This is a genomic window from Rhizobium sp. P1_B8, from assembly GCF_056406515.1.
Genome location: NZ_JBFTZZ010000015.1, coordinates 325,942 through 345,280 on the forward strand (window position 1 = coordinate 325,942; position 19,339 = coordinate 345,280).

Annotated in this window: 18 protein-coding genes and 2 pseudogenes; 10 read left to right on the forward strand and 10 right to left on the reverse strand. The window is 60.0% G+C overall.

Annotation, left to right across the window (positions count from 1 at the left end; genetic code table 11):
* The 7 genes from AC1D2N_RS19195 (at position 1) to AC1D2N_RS19225 (ending at position 6,951) form a co-directional block, all read left to right on the forward strand.
* The gene (locus AC1D2N_RS19195; protein WP_018245738.1) at positions 1 to 942 is read left to right on the forward strand and encodes a PfkB family carbohydrate kinase; all 942 of its coding nucleotides are present in this window, start codon (positions 1 to 3) and stop codon (positions 940 to 942) included.
* 335 nt (positions 943 to 1,277) lie between these two features.
* Entirely contained in the window at positions 1,278 to 2,423 is a 1,146-nt protein-coding gene (locus AC1D2N_RS19200; protein ID WP_020572891.1) for an ABC transporter ATP-binding protein, read from the forward strand.
* A gap of 123 nt (positions 2,424 to 2,546) precedes the next feature.
* Positions 2,547 to 3,623, forward strand: a complete 1,077-nt coding sequence (locus AC1D2N_RS19205; protein WP_168331476.1) for a Gfo/Idh/MocA family protein — start codon at positions 2,547 to 2,549, stop codon at positions 3,621 to 3,623.
* On the forward strand, positions 3,623 to 4,468 hold the full coding sequence (locus AC1D2N_RS19210) for a sugar phosphate isomerase/epimerase family protein (protein WP_018245735.1): 846 nt from the start codon (positions 3,623 to 3,625) through the stop codon (positions 4,466 to 4,468). Before AC1D2N_RS19205 ends, AC1D2N_RS19210 begins: the two co-directional genes overlap by 1 nt.
* Positions 4,465 to 5,274 (forward strand): alpha/beta fold hydrolase, encoded by an 810-nt coding sequence (locus AC1D2N_RS19215; RefSeq protein WP_168331477.1) that lies wholly within the window; start codon positions 4,465 to 4,467, stop codon positions 5,272 to 5,274. Before AC1D2N_RS19210 ends, AC1D2N_RS19215 begins: the two co-directional genes overlap by 4 nt.
* A 4-nt stretch (positions 5,275 to 5,278) precedes the next feature.
* A complete protein-coding gene (locus AC1D2N_RS19220; protein ID WP_018245733.1) occupies positions 5,279 to 5,980 on the forward strand; it encodes a ribulose-phosphate 3-epimerase in 702 nt (233 codons plus the stop codon).
* Between the two features lie 14 nt (positions 5,981 to 5,994).
* The gene (locus tag AC1D2N_RS19225) at positions 5,995 to 6,951 is read left to right on the forward strand and encodes an ROK family protein (RefSeq protein ID WP_130748220.1); all 957 of its coding nucleotides are present in this window, start codon (positions 5,995 to 5,997) and stop codon (positions 6,949 to 6,951) included.
* A 27-nt stretch (positions 6,952 to 6,978) separates the two neighbouring features.
* Here the strand turns inward: AC1D2N_RS19225 and AC1D2N_RS19230 are convergent, their stop codons facing one another.
* The gene (locus AC1D2N_RS19230) at positions 6,979 to 7,374 is read right to left on the reverse strand and encodes a DUF4112 domain-containing protein (RefSeq protein WP_131598569.1); all 396 of its coding nucleotides are present in this window, start codon (positions 7,372 to 7,374) and stop codon (positions 6,979 to 6,981) included.
* Between the two features lie 286 nt (positions 7,375 to 7,660).
* Positions 7,661 to 9,478, reverse strand: a pseudogene (locus AC1D2N_RS19235) (methyl-accepting chemotaxis protein).
* A 224-nt stretch (positions 9,479 to 9,702) separates the two neighbouring features.
* Between AC1D2N_RS19235 and AC1D2N_RS19240 the strand changes: the two are divergent.
* Together AC1D2N_RS19240 and AC1D2N_RS19245 are read left to right on the forward strand one after the other, a co-directional pair.
* A pseudogene (locus tag AC1D2N_RS19240) lies at positions 9,703 to 9,952 on the forward strand (plasmid stabilization protein).
* Positions 9,949 to 10,362 (forward strand): type II toxin-antitoxin system VapC family toxin, encoded by a 414-nt coding sequence (locus AC1D2N_RS19245; protein WP_018245729.1) that lies wholly within the window; start codon positions 9,949 to 9,951, stop codon positions 10,360 to 10,362. Before AC1D2N_RS19240 ends, AC1D2N_RS19245 begins: the two are co-directional and overlap by 4 nt.
* A 45-nt stretch (positions 10,363 to 10,407) precedes the next feature.
* Here the strand turns inward: AC1D2N_RS19245 and AC1D2N_RS19250 are convergent, their stop codons facing one another.
* The 8 genes from AC1D2N_RS19250 to AC1D2N_RS19285 form a co-directional block, all read right to left on the reverse strand.
* Positions 10,408 to 10,656 (reverse strand): hypothetical protein, encoded by a 249-nt coding sequence (locus AC1D2N_RS19250; RefSeq protein WP_018245728.1) that lies wholly within the window; start codon positions 10,654 to 10,656, stop codon positions 10,408 to 10,410.
* A 190-nt stretch (positions 10,657 to 10,846) separates the two neighbouring features.
* Complete coding sequence (locus AC1D2N_RS19255; RefSeq protein ID WP_018245727.1) at positions 10,847 to 11,923, reverse strand: DUF5666 domain-containing protein; 1,077 nt, start codon at positions 11,921 to 11,923, stop codon at positions 10,847 to 10,849.
* Positions 11,920 to 12,813, reverse strand: a complete 894-nt coding sequence (locus tag AC1D2N_RS19260) for a DUF6502 family protein (protein ID WP_018245726.1) — start codon at positions 12,811 to 12,813, stop codon at positions 11,920 to 11,922. Before AC1D2N_RS19260 ends, AC1D2N_RS19255 begins: the two co-directional genes overlap by 4 nt.
* A gap of 153 nt (positions 12,814 to 12,966) precedes the next feature.
* On the reverse strand, positions 12,967 to 13,341 hold the full coding sequence (locus tag AC1D2N_RS19265; RefSeq protein ID WP_018245725.1) for a hypothetical protein: 375 nt from the start codon (positions 13,339 to 13,341) through the stop codon (positions 12,967 to 12,969).
* A gap of 10 nt (positions 13,342 to 13,351) precedes the next feature.
* Entirely contained in the window at positions 13,352 to 14,398 is a 1,047-nt protein-coding gene (locus AC1D2N_RS19270) for a flagellar hook-associated family protein (RefSeq protein ID WP_130748222.1), read from the reverse strand.
* Positions 14,399 to 14,400: 2 nt separating this feature from the next.
* Positions 14,401 to 15,861 carry a flagellar hook-associated protein FlgK gene (gene flgK / locus AC1D2N_RS19275; RefSeq protein ID WP_477981783.1) on the reverse strand — a complete coding sequence of 487 codons (1,461 nt, stop codon included), beginning with the start codon at positions 15,859 to 15,861 and terminating at the stop codon, positions 14,401 to 14,403.
* A 13-nt stretch (positions 15,862 to 15,874) separates the two neighbouring features.
* The gene (locus AC1D2N_RS19280; RefSeq protein WP_018245722.1) at positions 15,875 to 17,167 is read right to left on the reverse strand and encodes a flagellar hook protein FlgE; all 1,293 of its coding nucleotides are present in this window, start codon (positions 17,165 to 17,167) and stop codon (positions 15,875 to 15,877) included.
* Between the two features lie 325 nt (positions 17,168 to 17,492).
* Positions 17,493 to 18,365 (reverse strand): EF-hand domain-containing protein, encoded by an 873-nt coding sequence (locus AC1D2N_RS19285; protein WP_130748223.1) that lies wholly within the window; start codon positions 18,363 to 18,365, stop codon positions 17,493 to 17,495.
* A gap of 163 nt (positions 18,366 to 18,528) precedes the next feature.
* Here AC1D2N_RS19285 and AC1D2N_RS19290 point away from each other — a divergent pair, with 163 nt between their 5' ends.
* Entirely contained in the window at positions 18,529 to 19,176 is a 648-nt protein-coding gene (locus AC1D2N_RS19290; RefSeq protein WP_018245720.1) for a TetR/AcrR family transcriptional regulator, read from the forward strand.
* Positions 19,177 to 19,339 lie beyond the last annotated feature (163 nt).

A 19,339-nucleotide genomic window follows, 5' to 3' on the forward strand; every position in this document is an offset into this window, starting at 1 on the left:
GTGTCGCGCCCTTTCCAGGTTCTGGGCTTCGGCGCCCTGGCAATCGATGACATCATCTATGTCGATCGGGGGCTGACGGCCGGCAAGGGAAAAGTGATTAAGCGTGCCACGGACCATGGCGGCAACGTGGCGACGGCCCTGGTTGCCGCCGCCCGGCTTGGTGGGCGGGCCGGCTTCATAGGCTGGCTCGGCGATGAGCCAACGGCCGATGTGGCGGGTAGCGAACTCGAGCGGGACGGCGTCGACATATCGCTGGCTCCCCGCCACGCTGATGCCGCGCCAATCCGCTCCGTGATCACGGTCGGTCCCGACGGCGCCCGGTTCATCGCTTATGACGACGATGTGCTGCACGGGACATCCGATGCACTGCCCGACGATGTTCTGATGCAGGCCCCGGTCCTGCTGATCGATGGCTATGCCACGCACGCGGAAAGTGTCGTGGCGCGCGCACGCGCCCTGGGTCTGGCCGTGATTGCCGATATCGAATGGACGGTCGGTGCCGCGACAGACCGGATCCTGGCTTTTGCCGATCACCTCGTGCTGCCGCTCGCCTTTGCGCAGGAATACACCGGCGAAGGTGATCCCACGATGATCCTGGAGAAGCTCTGGTCCGGGGATCGGTCCGCGGTTGTCCTTACTGATGGCGAACGAGGAACCTATCTCCGCCAGAAGGGCGATACCGTCAGGTGGCATGTGCCGGCCTATCAGGTTCAGGCGGTCGATACGACCGGCGCCGGTGATTGTTTTCACGGTGCCTACGCCCTTGCCCTCGCTAGGGGTAAGCGCCCGCTTGATTGCGCTGCCTATGCCACGGCGGCGGCCGCCATTTCCGTGACCGCACGGGGAGGGCGCCGAGGCCTGCCGGATCACCGGACATGTCTGGCATGGATGGCGGCGGAGAATGCACCTGCGCCGCTCCCGATGTCGGGATGCCAAAAGTGAGCGCAGGTGTGACCGGTGTCGACACTGGTCGACCGACCGAGCGGTGCGTCGCTGATCTGCAATTGAAGCGCCTTGCGAGATCTCTTGACAGTCATGGCGTTGGCCATAAAAGTTACGCGCGATAAAAAATATAATTCCGCAAATTAATATTCGTTTCATATAGAATGATGATATTTTTCAACTAGATACGATTTGTTTCCGATAGATTGTGATGAATTCACCTCGATTCTTTTGTTGACTTTGACGCTCAGGCCTGAGCTTTCTTGTCAAAAGGATCGGAGACGGCGGGGAGCGCCGTTCAAGATGTGATCCGGACTGGTACGGGAGGACGAGACGTGGCTGTGGTTGTACTCGACAAAATCTGCAAGACCTATGGAAACAGCTACCATGCGATCAAGGATCTGAGCCTGACGATCCATGATGGCGAGTTTCTGATTCTGGTCGGGCCGTCCGGATGCGGAAAATCGACCGCTCTGCGCATGATTGCCGGGCTCGAGGAAATCAGCAGCGGAACATTGAGCATCGGCGGTCAGGACGTCGTGGATCTCGCGCCCAAGGACCGGGACATTGCCATGGTCTTTCAAAGCTATGCGCTTTATCCGCACATGACCGTGTTCGACAACATCGCCTTTTCGATGAAGCTGGCCGGAAAGAACAAGGCCGAACGCACCAAACGCGTGCATGAGATCGCCAAGATCCTGCAGCTGGAATCCTTGCTGGGCAACAAGCCCGCACAGCTTTCCGGCGGCCAGCGCCAGCGTGTGGCGATGGGCCGCGCGATGGTCCGTGAGCCCGCGGCATTCCTCATGGACGAACCGCTCTCGAACCTTGATGCGAAGCTGCGCGTTCAGATGCGGGCAGAGATCGCCAGCCTGCAGAGACAGTTGGGCGTGACGACGATCTACGTGACGCACGACCAGACCGAAGCGCTGACCATGGGCGATCGGGTCGCGGTGCTGAAGGGCGGCGTGCTTCAGCAGGTGGATACGCCCAAGGCTCTGTATCACCGCCCGGTCAATGCGTTTGTCGCCGGCTTTATCGGTTCGCCGTCGATGAACCTTTTCGAAGGGCGTCTGGAGGGCGGGCGGATCCATCTGCCGGGCTTCTCCATTCCCTTGTCCGACGGCGCCTTCGAACGCGCTCCCGGTCTTTCCGCCTTCGAGGGAAAGGCCCTGATCTTTGGGGTCAGGCCCGAGGACCTCTACGACAGCCGGTTGCCGTCGGGTGCCTCCCATCCGACGATCCCGGTTGTCGTGAAGTCGATCGAGGAGCTAGGCTCCGAGTTGATCGTGCATTTGAAGATCGACGCGGTCCGGATCGACTCAGGCGACCCCGATGCTGTCGAGGACTTGAGCGGGGCCGCCAACGCCGTTGCGCGGTTCGAGGCTGTCAGTGCGGTCGAGACAGGCCAATCGATCAATGTGGCGATCGACCCGGCGAAACTGCACTTTTTCCATCCTCAAACGCATATGGCGCTCTGAATTGACGAGGGAGCAGCGGGCGCTGGTGGCGGCCCGGCCAGAAGACGTCGCTGACGTTTGAAAGCATTCCATCCGACGCCGAAACCGGCGTTCACTTCAATATCCGACCTGAAGGGCTTTTCGATGCCAGCAAAACAGGAACGACGTCTCCGCATCGGCGTATTGGGAGCGGGCCAGATTGCCCAGGCCGCGCACTTCGAGAGCTGCACGAAGGCAGCCAATGCCGACCTCTATGCGATTTGCGACGTTGCCGAGGATCTCCGCGAACGTATGGCAATCACCCACGGGGTGGAAAAAACCTATGACGATTACGATAAGATGCTGGCCGATCCCGACCTCGATGCCGTGGTGATCGCGACCGCCGATGCCTTTCACGTCCCGGCTTCCATTCGCGCCCTTCAGGCAGGCAAACATGTCCTGTGCGAGAAACCCGTCGGTGTCACCGTCGAGGAATGCCTTGAACTGAAAGCTGTAGTCGACAGGGCGGGAAAGGTGTTTCAGGTCGGGCATATGAAGCGTTTCGACGCGGGGCTGCAGGCTGCCAAATCGTTCATCCGCGATGAAATGGGCGAAATGGTTGCTCTGAAAGCATGGTATTGCGACAGCACGCACCGCTATCCGATGACCGATGCGGTCCAGCCCCTGATCGTCACCAGCGCCAATGCGCGGAAGCCCTCCGCCAATCCGAAAGCCGACCTGCGGCGCTACTACATGCTTGCCCACGGTTGCCATCTGATCGACACCGCACGTTATTTCGCCGGCGACATCGTTTCCGTCAACGCTCGCCTGTCGGAGCGCGCCGGTATCTGGTGCTGGTTCGTGGACGTGGAATTTGTCTCCGGCACGCTCGGCCATCTCGATCTCACCGTTCAGGTGCGCATGGACTGGCACGAAGGCTTCCAGATCTATGGCAAGAATGGCAGCATTTTGGGCAAGACCTATAACCCGTGGTACTACAAGACCAGCGAGGTGGACATTTTCCGAGAGGCGGACGGCGCGACCCATCGAGTTCTCGGTGCCGACGGCCATTTCTATCGCCGTCAGGTCGAAGGCTTCGCCCGCACCATTCTGGATGGCGCCGTGATGGAAGGCGCCGACATCGATGACGGCCTGGCATCCGTACGGGCGATGGTCGCCGTCGCGCGTTCGGCCGAAAGCGGTAAGGCGGTTGCGTTGGCCGACGTCACGGGTGGCGTGTGATGAAGCTCGGCATTTTCGCAAAGACCTTCGAGGGAACGGAACCGGTAAGCGTTCTCAACTCGGTCGCCGCGGCCGGGTTCACCTGCGCCCAATATAATATGGCCTGCTCGGGCCTTGCGCCGATGCCGGAGATCATTACGGAAGCCCAGGCCAGCTCGGTCGCCGAAGCCGCGCGCGAGAGCGGCGTCGAAATCGTTGCCGTTTCCGGCACTTTCAACATGATCCACCCGGATCCTGCCGTTCGCGAGGCCGGCCTTCGTAACCTCGCGACGCTGGCCAAGCGCAGCACCGGCATGTCGACCGCCCTGATCACGCTCTGCACCGGCACACGCGATCCCATCGACCAGTGGAAGGCCCACGCCGACAACAATACGCCGGAGGCCTGGCGGGACCTCCTCGAAGCGATGGGAACGGCCATCGAGATCGCCGAACGCTACGATGTCGATCTCGGCATCGAGCCCGAGCTTGCCAATGTCGTCAACTCGGCTGAGAAAGCCCATCGGCTGATCACGGCACTAAAGAGCCCCCGCATCAAGATCGTGCTCGATCCGGCCAATCTCTTCGAGCTCGCGACGCTGGATGAGCAGCGGAGCATCGTGTCTTCCGCCATCGACCTTCTGGCCGATCGGATCGTCATGGCGCATGCGAAAGACCGCAATCGCGACGGTAGTTTCGCGACCGCCGGCAAGGGCGTCCTCGACTACGCGCATTATCTCGGCCGTCTCAAGGCGATCGGCTTCGAGGGCAGTCTCGTCACGCATGGTCTTTCGGCTTCGGAGGCGGCCGGTGTGGCGGCCTTCCTGAAGAATAGCCTCGACGGTCATTCTGCGGGGGCAGGAAGATGAGACGGGCTCGACCGTTCGAAACCAGCGACGGGACCATTCTCAATGTGGATATGGCGGGCGAGGGCGCGTCCGCCATATTCCAGCATGGCTTATGCGGAGACGCGGCGCAGACCGACGAAGTCTTTCCGCTCGAAGCGGGTTTTCGCCGGGTAACGATCGAAGCGCGTGGCCACGGCCACTCCCAAGCCGGCAATCTGGAGCGGTTGTCGATCGCGACCTTCTGCGATGACATCGCCGCCTATATCGAGAAAAACCTTACGCCGCCGATCGTGATCGGCGGCATCTCGATGGGTGCTGCGATCGCCTTACGTCTCGCGGTCAAGCGGCCCGATCTTGTCAAGGCTCTGATCATCGCAAGGCCGGCCTGGCTGACGGCACCCGAGCCGGAGAATATGGCGCCCAATGCCGAAGTCGGGCGGCTTTTGAAAACTCTGCCGCCGGATGAGGCAAAGACTACGTTCCTGGCAGGGCCGGTGGGCGTGCGGCTCGCCGCCGAGGCTCCGGACAATCTGGCGTCACTCGCCGGCTTTTTCTCCCGCACGCCTTTGGATGTGACCGCCGAACTGCTCACCAGGATCTCAAATGACGGTCCTGATGTGACCGACGAGGAGGTCGGCAATATCGCCGTACCGACGCTCATCATCGGCCATGATCGGGACAGCATTCATCCTCTTGGCCACGCATGTGCTCTTGCCGAGCGCATTGCCGGCGCGCGTTTCGTGCAGATCACATCGAGGACTGTGAGCCGTCCGCAATATGTCGCCGACTTCCGGCTTGCCATGGGCCATTTTCTGAAGGAGCTCTGAAACAATGACGACCCCCTCCAAGACCTGGATCGCTGATCTTCCGAAGGATCGCTTGATTGCTGAATTCTCCATCTGGTCGGCCGATCTTGTGCGTCTCGCCGATGATCTGATGCGTGTCGATCCGCACGTCGACATCCTCCATATCGATGTCGCCGATGGTCATTTCGCGCCGGCAATGTTGTTTTTCCCCGATCTCGTCGCCGGGGTGCGCAAAATTTCCGCACGCCCGATCCATGTTCACCTGATGGTCGCCGACAGCATCATCCTGTCGCAGATCGAGCAGTTCGCCGATGCGGGCAGCGACCTGATTAGCCTGCATGTTGAAAACGAAAGCGTCGCAGACCAGGCGCTCGATCTCCTCGATCGCCGCGGCGTCGCCGCCGGCATGGTCCTCAAAGTCGATACTCCCGTGGAGCGGGTCGAAAGATACGTTTCCCGGCTGAGTTTCGTGACGCTGCTCGGCACGGCGATCGGTGTGAAGGGCCAGGGCCTCGACGAAAAGGCCGGCGCCCGGCTTCAGCAGGCCAAGCAGATCATCGCCGGCTGCGGCGCGGCGCATCGGATCGTGCTTGCGGCCGACGGCGGTATTCGCGAGCACACCGTGCCTCACCTGCGCCAATCGGGTGCGGAGACGGTCGTTCTCGGTTCCCTGGCTTTCAATGCGCCGTCGCTCGACGAGCGGATGGCATGGGTCCGCGCACTCTAACTGATGGTCTTCACATGCAGCAGGTTGCCATTGGAATCGACCTCGGTGGGACGCAGGTACGCGCTGCCCTTGTCGACGAGCAAGGCCGGATTCTGGCGCGCGCAGCCGAACCGACGGATGCGCTGGCGGGTCCCGACCGCGTGCTCGCCCAGATTTGCGGCCTGGCCGATGGACTGCTTGCAGCATCGAACCCGGCTTCGGTGGTGGGCGTCGGCGTATCCGCTCCGGGCCCACTCGATACGGTTGCCGGTGTCGCGACTGATATCCCGACCCTCTCCGGCTTCGTCGATTTTCCGCTGAAGGCGGAGTTGCAGAAGCGGTTTCCGTTTCCTGTCGACCTCGAGAATGATGCTATTGCCGCTGCCATCGGTGAGTGGCAGTTCGGTATCGGCAAGGGGCTTGATAACCTTGTCTATGTCACGGTCAGCACCGGAATCGGCGGCGGCGTTATCTCGGATGGTCGCGTGGTGCGCGGCCGCAAGGGCATGGCGGCTCATGTCGGCCACATGTCGGTCGTGCCGAACGGCGAGCCTTGCCCTTGCGGCAACAGGGGTTGCTTCGAGGCCTATGGATCGGGACCGGCTTTTGCACGACGCGCCCGCATAAGGGCCATGGAATCTAGCGGGACGACGATAGGCAGCGATGGCGGTGCCATCGACAGCCGCAGCATCTTCGCGGCCGCTAGAAATGGCGATCGTCTGGCAAATCAACTGGTTGACGAGGAAGCAGAAATTCTCGGCCGCGGCTTCACCAGCCTGATCCATATCTTCAGTCCCGATATCGTTGTAATGGGAGGCGGGCTTTCCCACGAGTTCGATCGGCTGCAACCGGGCATTCAAGCCTACATCACGCAATGGGCCATGCCGGCATTCAAGGACGTCAAGGTGATGCTGGCAGCATTGGATCAGAACTCTGGCCTCGTCGGCGCGGCGGCCCTGGCGTTTCTGACGAGAAAGGGCGCTCGGACGTGATCCAGACCGGCGAAGCGATCGGCTTCGTCAGATGTGCCGATTCAGCTCGTCTTCGCTAATCCCAAAGTGGTCGAGGATGATACCGACGTTTCGGCGATGAGACTTGAAATAGACGTCGAAAAGATCGCCGATGAGGGGAACCGTTCCGCCGGCGGCGTCGATCCCGAGATTGACGGCCATACGGGCGAGCTTATGGGTGGGAACACCGAGGCGTCTTGCCTCATCGATGATGAAAAGACCGATCAGAGATCCGGCAATGTCGCCGACGGCCGGGATAAGGCCGAGAATTGAGTCCGCGCCGATCCGCACGCCGATGACAGGCAATCTGACCGCAGTATCCATCATGCGCGCTATGCCGACAGCGCGCCGAATTTTTCCAATTTCCACGGACGTCAGGTGTTTCATGCTGGCGGAAGCTGGCATCAGCAGCCTTTTGGCACGAACGATCGCTCCGCCCCCTCGAAGAGGGGCGTGGGAGCGATTTGGTCGCATTGCCGCGAAATAGTCCGACGCAACGAAAGGCCGGTGCCATCATGATTTTCCATTGCCGTGAAACGCTGCAAACCCGATAAGGTTCGCCGCGAAAGCAAGGATCATCTCTCGTCGGGAACCACGATCAATTTCAAGGCCGGCGATTGCGTTGCCGTCGTGGCGATTGTCTTGGACTAAGGTTGCCGAAAGAGCAGGGGCTTCCGTTGCCGCTCCCGCCTCAAGCAGCTTTCTGCGGTCTGGACGTGCTGGCTCCCGCATCGACCTGAAAGCGGTTGACGACCCCCTCCAGTGTCTGCGTTTGGCTACCGAGGGCGCGGCAGGCCGAGGCAGTTTCGACGGCCATGGCAGCGTTGCGTTGGGTTACCTGATCCAGGGCGTTGACGGAGGTGTTGATCTCGCCGATCGCTACCGCCTGTTCGGAGGATACCGAAACGATGCGGGCGATCAGGCCGGCAACCTGCTCGACCTGGCCCTCGATTTCCAGGAGCGCCTTGCCGGTGCGGTTGACGAGTTCCACACCGGTGGAGACCTGGGCCGAGGAGGTGGAGATCAGAGCTCTGATCTCCTTGGCGGCGTTGGCCGAGCGCATGGCAAGTTCACGCACTTCCTGCGCCACGACGGCAAAACCCTTGCCTGCTTCGCCCGCGCGCGCTGCTTCAACCCCGGCATTGAGCGCCAGAAGATTGGTCTGGAAGGCGATTTCATCGATGACGTTGACGATGGCGCCAATCTGGGAGGACGAGCCTTCGATCCTTTCCATGGCGGCGATTGCTTCGCGAACGACGGCTGCCGAATGTTCGGCGCTGGTGCGGGTCTGCGCCATCATGCCGGTTGCCTTGCCGGCATGGTCGGAGGCGTCTTTGGCTTTGATATTCATTTCATCGAGCGCGGCTGTGGCCTCTTCGAGCATCGCGGCCTGCTGTTCCGTGCGCGACGCAAGACTGTCGGCTGCATCGGTGATGCCGGCCGAGGAGCTGCCCACTTGCTTGGAGGTCTGGGCGATCTCCGCCATCGAAGCGCAAAGCGCGTCCATACTATCGTTGAACTTCGCGCGCAAAGTCTCGTAGGCAGCGGCAAAGGGTGTCTTGATCCGGCAATCGAGGTTGCCGGTCGATAGCTGTTCCAGTCCGTATGTCAGCTGATCGATCACCGTTTCGCGGATCTGCTCCTCTGCGGCCCTTTCGGCCAGCTGACTGCGTTCACGCTCGAATTCCGCATCGCGAAGTGCGGTCTCGCGCTTCTATGCGTCCTGCCGCTCGAGTGCGTTGCGGCGGAATACCGCGACGGCCTTGGACATGGCGCCGATCTCGTCGGAACGGTTGGCGTAGGGAACGTCGGTCGAAAAATCGCCTTCGGCAAGATTGCCCATATAGGCTTTCATGCCATCCAGGGGCACGATCGCCCGGCGACGCAAGAGATACAGTCCCACCAGCAATAGGCCGAACGATCCGAAGCCCGCAGCACCCGCATAGATCGTCCAGGTCACGATCTCCGAGGCTGCATTGCGTTCCTCACCCTTCAGGAAGGCGTCGGAATTGGCAACGAGTTTCTCGACCGCGTCCTGGTGCGAATGAAAGGCGACGCGCAACTGCTCGATTGCACCGTGCGCCTTGTCTTCATCCCTGGCATTCAAGGCCGGGATGATCTCATGGTTCATCACTTCCCAGAATTCATCGCCCTTGGCGATGACATCGTTTTCAAGCTCGTCCTTCAAGGCTTGCGGCAGCCGGGTGGTTTTCCAATAGGCGCGGCGGTCGTCGTAAGCGGCCTTGAGATTTGCGATCTTGGCAAGATTGGTGTCGGTGAGTTCGGGAAATTTGCTCGCCTCGAAGGAGAGCATGTAGGATTCGACCACAAACAGCGGCGGCGGCAGAATATCGGCAATCAAATCCTTGCCGTAGACGACCTGCTCGTAAACCGGCCCGTTGACCTTGAGCCGTTCGAGCGCCGATTGCTGCAATCCGATCGACATGAAAAGACCGACTGAAACGGCGACGCCGAACGCCACCAAACTGCGAGCAATGGTAAATGCCAAGACTGTCTCCAAATAACTTTGGCTTCTCTACTTCGAGAGACCTGATCTACGTATGGCATTATTTCGCAAGAACACTGAAATGTGGTTAATTATTCTGACATTGGAGCTTAGCGGCAGCCGTCCATTATTGGGTTGATGATTTACGAAAAGCAATGGTATCAAGCCATCACTTGCCATCTTGATGGCTAACGCTGCCTTTATATCCTATCGCAAAGGAGATCGGCATGGCCGAACCTCAGCTTTCTGTACGGAGCGCAAAAGCGCGTGATCTTGCTCACCGGCTTTCCCGCCGTGAAAACCGCTCGATAGCCGACATTGTCGAAAGGGCCCTCGAATCGTATAAAATACGCGAAGCCGGAAGAGAGCCGGCTGTGTCCTTCTATGCCAGGGCTTTCGCAGCAAAGCGGGACGGATATCGACCTCGAAGCCGTTATCAACGAAGGCAGGCAGGTTCATAAGGGCATCGAGCTTTGATTTTTCTCGATACCAACATTGTTTCGGAAACTTTGATAAAATCACCCAATGAAGCTGTGATCTCATGGCTCGTCCGCCATGATGCTGAATTGGCGCTGCCGACAGTAACGATTGCCGAGATCGCTTTCGGTATCCAGAAGATCCGGCCTGATCAGCGAGCCGAACGCCTCGAGCAGGGACTGTCCGACTGGCGTCGTCGCTTTGCAGCCCGGATTTTTGGCCTGACCGAAGAGGCCGCTCTTGCTTATGGTGACATTATGGGTTTGGCCGCTCGTCAGGGGCGCGGGATGTCAGTGCCGGATGGCATGATCGCCGCTATCGCGCGGGTCAATGGTGGGCGACTTGCGACGCGAAATCTGGGCAATTTTGCGACCTCAGGTCTTCAATTGATCTCGCCATGGGAGTTTTGACGTCTCGGAAATGCGTGGGCGCTGGTACTTGGGTATCGACACCTTTCAGGCCAATCGCATGAGCATTTCATTCAGGTTGCCGATCTGGCGGAGCAGTTCGACCAACTTATCCGTGTCGTCTTGACTGAGCCGGCCCGTTCCGCCGCTGCTTTTCCAAAGATGTTGAAATTCTTGGCTCGTCTGTAGCGCGATGCCCATGATTTCGATGATTTGCGTACGGTTTTCCCAGGTTGCAACGACCGTCGGTTGGTCCATTCCCATCGACATGTCCGGTTCGCGTTCCAGCAAAAGCAATTCCTGATTCCTCTTGGCGATGGTGGGTTGGTTCGGCAGTCAGCAGCGATTGAAAATCAAACGATTGTCTGTCGGGTGTGGGGCGGACCCGATAGACAATCGGCAAGTCCTTCTTGGGAATCCAAATCAGGAATCGCAGGAACAATAAATGGGAAATTTTCCCATATGTCAATGTGCTCGACTGAGCCTTTCAGCGGGGACCTGGAAAATCTGGAGGCGGCGGGCCGCGAGGCGCGGTATCCCCCGGTGGCGGACCTCGCCTGTTCGGGTCGGGATAATCTCCACCAGGCCCGCCTCTGCCGAAGGAGGGGCGATCATGCGGCGGCCCGTCCGGAGGGCCATCCGGCGGGCGAGGACCAAAGCCGTCTGGGCCCTGCCTGTCCGCAAAGCCCGTCATTCTGCTTGAATCGCGTACGGTGACGTCGACAAACCCATGGCCGTCAGGGGACATTCGCATCGAGCCGTAAGGCGTTGAGCCCCCGGGTCCCGAGCCAGCCCCGCCTTTGTCCGCGGACCTGAAGGTCTCGACGTTGACGATGCCGCGTTTCAGACCCGGCACCACAGGCTCGGCCTGAATGCGTATAATCATCAATCGGTCGGCGACTGTCTTAAGACGTACGAGCGTTTGCTTGCCGACCAGATATCCATGCGTGTTGCCAAGCGAAAGGCCGCCGATCCGGACGCGATGACCGCTCTTCGATGGCACGCCTCGGACATGGGCGCCATCGGAAACGGAACGAGGCTCGATACGCCGAGCAATGATGGTGCCATCCGGTTTACGGATGCCGAACACGGCAACGCGATTGCCTTTTCGCAAGCCCTTCGTCACCAAACCTGTCGTGTCGACGGTTTGCGACAATATGGTGATACCGGTCTTGTCAATCCGGTCGATGCGGCCCTGAACCTCGCTTACGATCGCGATGCGGGCAGCACGCTTTCCCGTCAGCAGCACCCGGGCCACATGACCGACCTTCATCGCGCTTGCAGGAGCGCGCCGTCCATCGATCTCGATCGGGGTCGTCGCGCTGAAAGGTATGTGGACGTTGTTGACGATGATGCTTCCAAAGCCCTGGATGGTCCCGACGATGCCGGTTCCGCCGATCCCGTGATCTTCGTTCTCCCCACCTCCCTGAATGGAAAGACCGGACCCGCCGATTCCATGATCGCTGGTCCCCGTCGGTTGCGCGGCTACGGTCTCCGGTCGCACGATCTGAAGTGCGATGCCGCCCAGCAGAAATTGCCTCCTGGAGATCATTGACGGGCTCATTCGTCTGTCTCCGTCCTGGAAGCGGCGTCTGGCTGAAGATCGGCCTCAGCCGCCTCGGGCATGACATAGACCCCCGCAATCCAGCGGCTATTGCCGCCGGGATCATCCGTGATGGCCCGATGGGCGATCTTGTTGAGCTTCAGGAGCAGCGCCATCCCTTCCTCACGCGCAATCTCGTCGAGTTGGGCCGCCAGCTCAGGGGATATCCCGTCGTAGTGAACCGCGCGTTCGAAGTAGGGGGGAGGGTCGTTCATCAGATTGATGACCGCTGCCTGCACATGGTCACGAAGATTGCGTGTAAAATAGTGCCGACGGGCTTCGTCACCGGCATTCGGAACAATTGATGAGAGGTTGAGCTGGACCTGGCCGTCCTGATCGAGAACGACAATGCCTTTATCCAGCCAGTCGTCCAGGATGGAGCGGGGATGAACGTCCTTGGTGATGTCGCTCACCAGGCTCTCGAATGACGGACCGCCGTCGCTGGAGGTCCGGGGCAGGGCGCTTGGCCTATCCTCCGCATCGCAATAAAGCGGATCGGCAAGCCATCTTGCAAGGATGCGGCTTGTCTGTGAAACGCCGACGGTCAGAAACGATGCCGTGAGTGCCTGTCCACGCAACCGGTTGACGTCCTTGCGGTGGATGCCGGTCAGAAGCGAGATGCGGCTATCCGTCTGCTGCTTGTTCGGTAGCGCGAACTCCTTCTCCGCAACCTCGATATAGAGGCGGCGAAGAACGGTCGAGAAGGAGATGAAGTTGAAGCCGGAGGCGAGTGCGAGCTTGACCAGCGGGCGAAGCACGCGGATCAGCATGGCCTGCAAAGTCTCTTCGGAGAATGGAAGCTTCGCGCGCGGCTTTGACATTAACAACACACTCGGTCTCTGAAAGACCATTGCCGGCAGACTTCGGCAGTCGCCCTCAGCCTCCCTATGGTAAAGTCCAGACTGCCGCAACGGACAAGCCACATGCAAGCCCAGCCTATGCCATGCTCCCGAGCGGCGCGGCCGTATAGCGCCGCCTTTGAGAAGAGATTTTAGCGTGTTCCGTTAATGAGTTACCGGATGCGGCTCGGGCGACAGCACTGCGCCATGGCGCCAGTCGATCAGCCGGTCGATGCGCGCAATCTTGTGGAAAACCTCGAAAACGTCGAATGACGTGCCTTTCTCGATATGGGCTGCCAGCAACTCGCAAAGCTCGAATATTTCAGGGGGCGTACCCGTCATCTCGACGCCGTCATCCGTGAAGACACCCGATCGCGGCCATGCCCGCGTCTGTTGTTCGTCGAGTTTGCTGCCGACGAAAGGGATCGTATCGATGATGCCAGAGGCGAGCGCGAAGGCCGCCTCCGCCACGATTTCGGAACACGTCGTGTTGGGTTCCCTCGTTAGGGCCGGTATTTGCATCCGCTTGAATTCCCGCATGTTCAACCCGTCAGAGATAGTTGACCAGACTCAGACCCTGGAGTTTCGAGACGAGTGTGTAAGCTGTCTCCAGTTGCGTCTGCAGCTGGTTGACGAGTGTCGAAGCCTCGTAGGCATCCACCCCCTGGAGATCGACAAGGTTTCCCTGAAGCAGAGTGGATTGAGCGTCGAGGGCGTCATTTGCCTTTTCGAGCCGCTCCTGTGAAAGGCCGAGCTCACTTTGCTGCGTCACGATGCCGGCGGTGGCCTGAGCCGCATAGGCGATCGCCTTGGATGCGACGGTGCTCTGCGCGTCGGAACTGAGATCCTGGCCGAAGAGGGCGGAGACGACGACGGAGGCAAGAGCGAGATAGCGCATGCCTTCGGAATTGGCATTGGTCGACGAGGTGATGGTTTCCGATCCGCTGATCCGGCTCGTCATGTCGGTGCTGGAAGCGGTGGACCAGCCTTCGGAAGCGTCCGTCCAGGCGCTCTCGGAGAACATCGGCTCGACCGTGTCGGTGATGAAGCTGCCGATTTCCTCGCCTGTCAACTCGTTGACGTCTTTTCCGAGACCGGTTGCATAATCGTTCAGAGCCGAAACGATCGTATCCGAGACCGCCGAGGATTGATCGGTCAGAGGCTGGCTGTCGAGGTTGGTTCCGCCGAACAGGAACTCGCCATTGACCGACGTGTTTGCCGTCGAGACCAGCTGCGAAATCGTGGCGCTCGCCGTCTGCAGGGCAACGGCGATGCTCGTCGTATCCTGGCTCGCCTGGAGCGCGGTCAGTTTCGAGACCAGGCTGTCGCCGGCATCCTTCAGGCTCGAAAGGGCGGTTTGCGATGCGTTCATGCGCAATTCGACGACGGCATTGCTCGTCTTGAACGAGGCGGCCTGGGCGATGGCGCTGGTGAGATTGATCGACTTTGCAGCGCCGGCGCCGAGGGATACGCCGATATCGGCGTAGGTTCCTGTGGTCGCTTCCGTCGAGGCCTGCTGCAGCTTTTTTTGGGACTGGCTGATGGTGAGCCGCAAAACATTCTGCATCGCCGATGATGAGACAAAAGATGCTTTCATGACTAGCTCGCTATGTCGAGGAGCGACTGGAACATCTCGTCGATGACGTTCAGGATCTTCGTCGCTGCTTTGTAGGATTGTTCGATGTCGAGAAGTAGCGTCAGTTCCTCGTCGAGGTTGACGCCCGTTTCGTTGGAATAGGCCTCGTCGGAGCGTGACAAGGCCGCAGCTGTGGTTTCGGAAGCCGCCGTTGCATCGCTTCGATATTGTTCGAGCCAGCCGATGGAGGCGCTGGCGTAGTCCGTCAGGCTTTGCGACGTCGAGAGACCTGCGTCGGAAGAGAACGAACGCTGTTCCGTCAGCGCCTGATACAGGGCGTCGAGATTGTCCGAGAAGCCGCTGTCTCCCGAGGTGTTGAGATCGGTGATGCCGCTGATCGTTCCGTCGCGCAGCTTCGTCGCATCGCCGCCCTCGCTTGTGACGACGGCTGAATTGACCGAGATAGTGGAGGCGATCCCTGTCGTATCGTCGGAAGCAGCAGGTGTTCCCCCGGTTGTGCCCGACGCCGTCGTCCACACGAAAAGTCCCGGTGCGCTCGTGCTGCCGTCGGTTTCCGAGAAGATCTGGACCAGTGATTTGGCGATCTCGTCGAGCTGGTCCTGGAATGTCGGGGCGATTTCGTCGCGAAGCTGCAGCAGCGCCTGCAGGCTACCCGATGCACTCGTCGTCGATCCTTCGCCGGCGTCGAGTGCAACGCCGTCGATATAGATGGAATTGCCTTCCGTTCCGGCAACGTAGGTTGCCGTCGACGCGAACGTGACGGTGCGGGGAATGGTCTCGAACAGCACGGTGCCATCAGAGGTATAGAGCGCCATGTCGTTATTGTCGCGCACGGTGGAGGTGATGCCGACGATCGAGGAGATCTGCTTCAGGAGCTTTTCACGCTCGTCGAGCGCCGAGGATGTATCGGTGCCGGTCGATGTCGCCAGCTTGACCGCATTGTTGGCCGCCTCGAACTCCGACAGCAGCGTGTTCAGGGTGGAGACCTGTGTGGCGATCTCCGCATCCGCCTCGGCTCTGATCGACTGGACGCCGTCGCTTGCGGTATTCAACGAATTGGCAAGATCCTGCGCGGCGGTCACGGCCGATTGCGCTGATGTCGTGCTGCTCGGGGATGTGGCGAATGTCTGGAGCGCCTGCTGGAATGCTGTGAGATAGGTACTCGGCGAGGTCTCGTAGTCATTGCCGCCCACCAGCGACTTCAGGCTTTCGAGGCCGGTCACCAGCGTCTGCTGGGCGCTGTCCTTGGCATTCGTTTGCAGATACTGGGCAAGCAGCGCCGTTTCCTGCGCCCGGCTGATGCTGACAACTTGGGCGCCGGAAAGAGACGTCGTAACCGACGCCTCCCGTCTCACATAGTCGGAATTTCCGACATTGGCGATATTCGTCGAGATGACGCTGCTTTGTTGGCCGGTCGTGTTGAAAATACTTTGCACGCTGTTCAAGGCGGAGGTGAGCGACATGCCGGCGTCCTCCCTATCGTTTCAGATTGACGAGGACATCCATGATATCGGAGCCGGTCTGGAACACCTTCGAATTGGCGGTATAGCTGCGCTGCGCCTCGATCATCTCCGTCAGTTCACCGGCGAGATCGACATTCGAGCTTTCGAGAGCACCGGACTGGATGGAACCAAGCCCGTTCGTCTGCGGGAAGCCGGTGACCGTTACCCCGGACAATCCGTTGGCACTGTAGACGTTGCCGCTGAGCAGCGTCAGATTGTCGGGGCTGGCGACCGTCGCGAGAGGGATCTGATAGAGAGCCTTCGTCGCGCCGTTTGCATAGGAGACCGACACCACGCCGTCCGCACCGATAGACACCGAGTTCACGGCACTTGCGGCCTGGCCGTCTGCGGAGCCCGTCGCCGAGAAGTCGGAGGCGAGCTGGGTGAAATCGGAATAGTCCATGGTGATCGTCTTTGCCGTCACCGGATCGACGATATCAGTGTCGGTCGCGGAGGTGAGCTGCCCGTCGGCGTCGAAGGAGAGCGTCGCGACGCTGACGGCATCGGAAGAGTAGGGAAAGGACGTCGTGCTGCCGGTGGATGCATCGGCATTGCGGTAAACCGCGACCTCCCAGGTGCTGCCGGTGACTGCGCCGCCCGCGTCCGTCGTGACGCCGGTCTTGGTGAAGTAATAGTCGTACTGGACGGTGCCGCCGAGGCTGTCATAGGCAACCAGCGACATCTTCTGCGTGTCGTCGGTGACGCTCGCCGTGTTGGCGCTCGGCAGCGTCGTGGTATCGGTGACGACAGTTGCCTCGGAATTCAGGTTGCCGCTGAAATAGGCGCTGCTCGAAGCGACAGCGCTCAAGCCCGATTGGGATACGTTGACCGGCACCAGGCCGTCGAAGCCATTGACCACCACCGCCGGTACGCCGGAATCATAGGAGTATCCCATGAGCGTGAAACCGGCGCCGTTGACGAGATTGCCGTCGCTGTCGACCGAGAAGTCGCCGGCCCGGGTGAGCACCGGCGTGCCGTCGGCGCTTTCCACGATGAAGAAGCCGTCTCCTGATATCGCCAGGTCGTAATCGGAGGTCGTATAGGAGATGTCGCCCTGTTGAGAAATCGCCTGGCGCACGGATGTCTGGACGCCGCCGGAATTATAATTGCCCGAGGAAGAGGGCAAAACCAGCGACGAGAAGGACGTGGAAACGGCTTTGTAGCCGGTGGTGTTCGCATTGGCGATATTGTCGGAAACCGTGCTCAGCCGGTTTGCCTGGGCGCTCATGCCGGAGACGGCGGTTTTCATGCTTCCAAAAATGCTCATGGCTCGATCCTTTAAGGTTTGGGAACATGCCATGTGACGAGGGGCTTCCAGAGCCCGGATGGCGGGCGCACGACATCGCGGGCGCCGGGCAAAGGCCGACACCGGTCGATGATCTGATTGCCTGGACTAACCCCGTGATGGCGATAGGCGCTTCGGCTCATCCGCGCGCTAGTTATCCGTGCGCCTGTGACGGCGCACCATTCGAGTGGTTCCACATGTCAGTAGCGACCCGACTGAAGGCTCTGCCGGCTCGACTGCCGGGTCGCTTTCAAACCGTCTCAGTGCAGATCCTCCAGCGACCGCAATGGCGACGGCTTAACGACCGTCAGCTCGCGGACTGTGCAGACAATGAACCGGTGCCTGACGTGTCGAGCAGACTAAAGAGCTGGCTTGCCTGGCTTTCGGTGACGTCGTCCGGCTTACCCGCCATGAATTCGTCCAATGTCACGAGCCCGTCTCCGTCCGTATCGAGATCGGAGAGCAGAGATGCAAACTGGTCGTCGTCAGCGGACGGCGGCGGTCCTTCGGGACGTTCCGACTGCTGAGCTGACATGGCCTCGGTCAGCGCATCGACCGATAGCGAACCGGAACCTTCGCTGTCGAAGCTGTCGAACAGCGTGCCGGCCTGCTCCTCGCTCAAATCGGACGGCCGACTTGCAACGAACTCGGCTTTGCTCACAAGCCCGTCGCCGTCGGTATCGAGATCGGAGAGCAGGGATGCAAGGTCGTCATCGTCGGAGGGTGGCGGGGGCGGCGGCCCCTCGGCACGTTCCGACTGCTGGGCGGACATGGCATCGGTCAGCGCATCGACCGATAGCGAGCCGGAACCTTCGCTATCGAAGCTGTCGAACAGCGTGCCGGCTTGATCCTCCGACACATCCGACGGCCGGGCTGCGACGAACTCGGCCTTGCTCACGTAGCCGTCGCCATCGCTGTCCAGCTGCGCAACGTCCATGTCTGCGCCGCCGTCCTGCTGCTCGCCGGAGCCGGACTGACCGGCGAGGCCGTTCATCGTCAGCGACATCAACTGCGACATGAGTTTCTCGGCGCTGTTGGTCGCGTCTTCGTCGAGCTGCTGGGTTGTGGTTGATTTTTTTGCCGAAATCGTATTACAGGATAGGGCGTCCTGGGATGCTGACGTCGAATTCTTGCTATAGGAATAGGAAGAAATTGATGTTGCGGCGGAAATGGTCGTCATAAGCGCTCCATCGCTAGAGGGTGGGGATGCAACGCATTACAGAACTGATGAGTTCTCTAAATCGAAATTGCTAATGCCACAACCGAAAAAATCGTCCCTCAGAAATCGTAGTTTCCTTTCTGCGGCTGTCGGCTTGTGCTTTAACGGGGCGGTCTAGACCATCATGGATGTTGCCGACGAGCCTGTAGATGAGCCGCGCAGACGGGGCCGGCCGAAAGTCTCGAGCGACGATGACAAGCGAGTGCATATCGTCGAGATTGCCCGCCGCGTTTTTGTAAAATACGGGTATGCCGGAAGCACGACCGCGGTCGTCGCCACCGAGGCGGGAGTTTCAAAACAGACGCTTTACAAGCTCTTTCAGAGCAAGGAAGAGCTGTTTGCCGCTGTGGTCGGTGCTCATCGACGCATGATGCTCGATCTGCCTCGGCCTCCGGAAGATCTCTCGATCGCCGAGAGCCTCGAACGCATCTTCATGATCGATATGGATGAGGACAAGGATGCGGATCGTGCCGGTTTCCTGCAGCTCGTCTTTCGCGAAGCCGGGCAGTTTCCCGAACTCGTGGACATTCTGCAGCGCGAAGGCATGCTTGCCAGCCGGCAGCAACTTGCCAACTGGCTGAGCGACCGTAGGGCGGAAGGCCGTTTGTCGCTCGACGATCCGGCCAGCGGAGCCCGCATGCTGATGGATATGATCTTTGGTGGCATGGGACCGCCGGAAGGACGCGCTCAGGCCTGGCCCGACCGGGCGGCGCTGCTTGCCCATCTCCGGCGCTGCATTGCCATCTTTGCCGCGGGCGTCGGCGCCGCCTGACCCGATAAAGCCGCGATCCCTCGACTTTTGACGTCCTGTTGCATTTTGGACGAATTATAGTACCATATAGTTCTATTAAATTGATTCGGCCGCATGAGTGCGGTCCGTATGCGCCATGAGCGGCGGCAAGATCTCAGCAAATATGAAAAGTTTCAACCGTGGC

What these genes read in the sequence shown, in the direction of transcription:
- AC1D2N_RS19205 (WP_168331476.1), top strand. Translation starts at nt 2,547, where the DNA reads ATGCCAGCAAAACAGGAACGACGTCTCCGCATCGGCGTATTGGGAGCG.
- AC1D2N_RS19210 (WP_018245735.1), top strand. Translation starts at nt 3,623, where the DNA reads ATGAAGCTCGGCATTTTCGCAAAGACCTTCGAGGGAACGGAACCGGTA.
- AC1D2N_RS19215 (WP_168331477.1), top strand. Translation starts at nt 4,465, where the DNA reads ATGAGACGGGCTCGACCGTTCGAAACCAGCGACGGGACCATTCTCAAT.
- AC1D2N_RS19220 (WP_018245733.1), top strand. Translation starts at nt 5,279, where the DNA reads ATGACGACCCCCTCCAAGACCTGGATCGCTGATCTTCCGAAGGATCGC.
- AC1D2N_RS19225 (WP_130748220.1), top strand. Translation starts at nt 5,995, where the DNA reads ATGCAGCAGGTTGCCATTGGAATCGACCTCGGTGGGACGCAGGTACGC.
- AC1D2N_RS19230 (WP_131598569.1), bottom strand. Translation starts at nt 7,374, where the DNA reads ATGCCAGCTTCCGCCAGCATGAAACACCTGACGTCCGTGGAAATTGGA.
- AC1D2N_RS19255 (WP_018245727.1), bottom strand. Translation starts at nt 11,923, where the DNA reads ATGAGCCCGTCAATGATCTCCAGGAGGCAATTTCTGCTGGGCGGCATC.
- AC1D2N_RS19260 (WP_018245726.1), bottom strand. Translation starts at nt 12,813, where the DNA reads ATGGTCTTTCAGAGACCGAGTGTGTTGTTAATGTCAAAGCCGCGCGCG.
- AC1D2N_RS19265 (WP_018245725.1), bottom strand. Translation starts at nt 13,341, where the DNA reads ATGCGGGAATTCAAGCGGATGCAAATACCGGCCCTAACGAGGGAACCC.
- AC1D2N_RS19270 (WP_130748222.1), bottom strand. Translation starts at nt 14,398, where the DNA reads ATGAAAGCATCTTTTGTCTCATCATCGGCGATGCAGAATGTTTTGCGG.
- flgK (WP_477981783.1), bottom strand. Translation starts at nt 15,861, where the DNA reads ATGTCGCTCACCTCCGCCTTGAACAGCGTGCAAAGTATTTTCAACACG.
- AC1D2N_RS19280 (WP_018245722.1), bottom strand. Translation starts at nt 17,167, where the DNA reads ATGAGCATTTTTGGAAGCATGAAAACCGCCGTCTCCGGCATGAGCGCC.
- AC1D2N_RS19285 (WP_130748223.1), bottom strand. Translation starts at nt 18,365, where the DNA reads ATGACGACCATTTCCGCCGCAACATCAATTTCTTCCTATTCCTATAGC.
- AC1D2N_RS19290 (WP_018245720.1), top strand. Translation starts at nt 18,529, where the DNA reads ATGGATGTTGCCGACGAGCCTGTAGATGAGCCGCGCAGACGGGGCCGG.